At 71.7% G+C, this 3,438-nt stretch carries 4 protein-coding genes; 3 read left to right on the forward strand and 1 reads right to left on the reverse strand.

All coding sequences use genetic code 11. The features are described from left to right. The first annotated feature begins 88 nt into the window (after window positions 1–88). Both AADR41_RS41595 and AADR41_RS41600 read left to right on the forward strand, forming a co-directional pair. Complete coding sequence (locus tag AADR41_RS41595) at window positions 89–838, forward strand: TetR/AcrR family transcriptional regulator (RefSeq protein WP_342287635.1); 750 nt, start codon at window positions 89–91, stop codon at window positions 836–838. A 206-nt stretch (window positions 839–1,044) separates the two neighbouring features. After that, window positions 1,045–1,620, forward strand: a complete 576-nt coding sequence (locus AADR41_RS41600; RefSeq protein ID WP_342287637.1) for a hypothetical protein — start codon at window positions 1,045–1,047, stop codon at window positions 1,618–1,620. Between the two features lie 64 nt (window positions 1,621–1,684). On the opposite strand, the gene AADR41_RS41605 is transcribed toward AADR41_RS41600, so the two are convergent. Continuing rightward, on the reverse strand, window positions 1,685–2,272 hold the full coding sequence (locus AADR41_RS41605) for a MepB family protein (RefSeq protein WP_342287638.1): 588 nt from the start codon (window positions 2,270–2,272) through the stop codon (window positions 1,685–1,687). A gap of 136 nt (window positions 2,273–2,408) precedes the next feature. Between AADR41_RS41605 and AADR41_RS41610 the strand changes: the two genes are divergently transcribed. After that, the gene (locus AADR41_RS41610; RefSeq protein WP_342287639.1) at window positions 2,409–3,248 is read left to right on the forward strand and encodes an alpha/beta fold hydrolase; all 840 of its coding nucleotides are present in this window, start codon (window positions 2,409–2,411) and stop codon (window positions 3,246–3,248) included. Window positions 3,249–3,438: the final 190 nt, after the last annotated feature.

Genomic DNA, 3,438 nt, shown 5'->3' on the forward strand with positions numbered 1-3,438 from the left:
CCGCTGGGGCGGGTACGGTCGAAGGTAACCGCGACGTCCCGGGCGACCGGAAGGACGGTGTGCGGACGATGCCGATCCAGGAGGGCGCATGACCAGCGGCCAGGCCACCGCACCGGCCCCGGGCCCTTCTGCGGCCCCGGACTCCTCTGCGGCCTCGGGCCCGCCCCCGGCGTCGGGCCCTCCTCCGGCCTCTCCTCCTCCGGCCTCTCCTCCTCCGGCCACTTCCTCCCCGGTCCCTTCTTCCTCGGCGGCTTCTTCCCCCGCGGCTTCTCCTCGGGTCCCCGCCCGGTCCGCCGCCGATCCGGGCCGCGGCAAGGCCGCGATCCTGCGTGCCGCGCGCCGGGCGTTCACCCAGCGCCCGTACGCCGAGGTCACCATCAGGGGGATCGCGGCCGACGCCGGAGTGAGCCCGTCCCTGGTGGTCAAGCACTTCGGCCGCAAGGAAGAACTCTTCAACACCGTCGCCGACTTCGGCCCCGCCGCAGCCGAACTCTTCGACGCCCCGCTCGGAACCCTGGGCCGCCACATGGTGTTGACGCTGGTGAACAGCCGCCGCGTACAGCAGTCGGACCCGCTGCTGCGCGTCGTCTTCTCGCTGGGCAACCGGGACGAACGCTCCCTGCTGCGCGACCGCTTCCACGAACAGGTCACCGACGCCCTGACCGCCCGCCTCCCCGGCCGCGAACGCGCCCTGCGCGCCGAACTGATCGCCGGCCACCTCATCGGCCTCGGCGCCACCCTCGGCCTCCACCGCGAAGGCGCCGGCGCGGACGCCACCGCCGAACACATCGCGGACCTGTACGCGCCCGCGCTGCAGTCCCTGATCGACGCTCCGTGATCGATGCTCCGTGATCGATGCTCCGTGATCGATGCTCCGTGATCGATGCTCCGTGATCGACGCTCCCTGATCGATGCTTCGGGACCGACGGGTGGCCCGGACTTGCGCGCGTGGGTTGAGTGCTCGCTTGCGCGCGCACTCACTCGGGCAGGGCTGCGGGCATGCGGGACATGTATGGTCCGGGCCAACCGGACGAAGGGGGCCTCATGTCTGTCCGTTCCATCCGTACAGGTGCGCGCGGTGCGGCAACTGCCTTGGTCGCGGCGGTGGTTATGGGCGCGTTCCTGGTGGGATGCTCGGACGCCGGGACCTCACAGGGGCCGGGCGGCGACGTTCCCTACGTGGCGCCGTCGGTGAACGCCGCAGCCGCGTCCAAGGCCGCCGACGAGGCCGTCGCGGCGCAGGACGCCAAGGACGGGGCCAGTGCGGAGGCGGAGGCATCCGAGGCGGCCGAGGCGGCGCGCAACAGGCCGGAGGCCGTACGCGACGCCTTCGCGGGACTCCAGGCCACACTGAACGACAACTGCGCCCCGGGTTCGTCGAACTGCGCCTACTTCCTGGGCCGGGTCCACGACGAACTGGTCCGCCTGGACAAGGCCATGAAGGCGGACGGCAAGGGCCCCGGCCACTTCAAGGAGCCGATCGCCGGGATCGCCGCCCTGAGCAAGACGCTGAACGGCGACCTCTCCACGGACAACCTGGAGAAGCACCGATCCGAACTGATCGGCACCCGCGACCGCGTCAACACCTGGATGCAGGGCCACCCGGAGGACTACCGCTGACCGTCCGCCACCGTCACGGACGGCACACCCACCCTCACCCCCGGCCCCAGGTCACGAGCCCCCGTCAAGGACGGTAGAGCGCCCGGCAGCGGTCCGGGGCGGCCGGCTCGCCGCCCGGGACCGGCAGGAAGTACTCCACCTGCCACTCCTGCGTCCGGCCGGCCTGGCGGTTGGTCGTCGTCACCCATGGCGGATAGACACGGAACCCGCGCTTCCCGCCGGCCCCGTCCGTCGACACGATGTCCCGCTCGCGAAGCACCGCCCGCGGAAACACGAACTGCCCGAAACCACTGCTGTCACCGCCGTCGCCGCCATTGCCGTCGTCACCGGTTTCGCGGGTGCTGATGACGAAGAGGTCGACGGGGTCCCCGGAGTCGTAGGGCCGGATCGGTCCGCCGTCGGCGGACCGCTTCCACACCGTCACGAACTGCCCGACCTTGGTCGGGGTGGTCCGGGCCACCCGGAACCTGACGGCGGAGCCGTCCACGCTGAACCCGTGCGCACCGTACTCGGCGCTCTCGGCCTCGGGCACCGGCCGTGAGCACACGAGCCCGCTCGGGTCGTAGACGAGTGCCTTCGCCGCGAGGAGATCGGGGTGAAGGGGCAGGCCCCCCGGCCAGGGCATCGGCGGAGGTGCAGAGCGTGTTGCCATTTCACCCATTCTGTCAGCACCTGTCTCGTCGTTGTGCCTCGGTGGGCGATGAGTTTCCCCGACGGCCGGAGTCGTACCTCTGTCAAACACAACGGCACCGCGACCGCGGGGCGCCGATCGAGGAAGGACCACCGGCATGACCGCCACCCACACCCTTCGAGTCCCCGGCGCGCGACTGCACTACGAGGTGCGCGGCACGGGACCGCTCCTGCTGATCATGGGGTCGCCCATGGAGGCCCAGGAGTTCGCGTCGCTGGCGGACGCGCTCGCGAGCGACCACACCGTCGTCACGCACGACCCGCGCGGCATCTCCGGCAGCACCCTCGACGACCCCGAGGAGGACACCCTGCCCGAGCGGCGGGCGGACGACGTGGCGGCGATCCTGGACGCGCTCGGGGCCGATTCGGCCGATGTGTTCGGGAGCAGCGGCGGCGCGGTGACCGGGCTGGCACTCGTCGCCCGGCACCCCGACCGGGTACGGACGCTGGTCGCGCACGAGCCGCCCGTCATGGAGATCCTTCCCGACGCGGCCGAACAGCGCGCCCTGACCGAGGACATCATCGAGACCTTCCAGAAGGAGGGCCAGGGCGCGGCATGGATGAAGTTCATGGCCGTCGCCGGATTCGTGACCGAGGACGGGGAGGGCGCGGAAAGCGGGGAGGGCGGTGAGAGCACCCCCGACGGGCCGTTCGGCGAGCCCACGGAACAGGACCTCGCCAACGGCGCCCGCTTCTTCGGCCACGATCTGCGGGGCACCGCCCGCTACGTACCCGACATCGCCGCCCTGACCACCGCACCGACCCGGGTCCTCGTCGGGATCGGCGCCGACTCGCAGGGCCTGATCACGTACCGGACATCCATCGCACTGGCGGAACTGCTCGACACCCGCCCGGTCGAGTTCCCCGGCGACCACGCCGGCTTCCTCGGCGACCCGAACGGCTTCGCCGAGGCACTGCGAAACACACTGACGAACTGAGAACGGGGCGAGAACGAAGCGGGGCGGGGAGCGGGGCAGTGGAGGAAAGGGGAAGAGAGGCAGAGGGGAAGAGAGGTAGAGGGGGGCAGGGAGGCCGGGAGGCCGGGAGGCCGGACAGTCCGAAACCGGGGCCTGCCCACCGCTGCTCGGCTTCCGGGGTCCGCCCACCTCCGCTCGGCCTCTGCGGGCC

Source organism: Streptomyces sp. CLV115 (assembly GCF_038448545.1).
GTDB classification, from domain to species: domain Bacteria; phylum Actinomycetota; class Actinomycetes; order Streptomycetales; family Streptomycetaceae; genus Streptomyces; species Streptomyces sanglieri.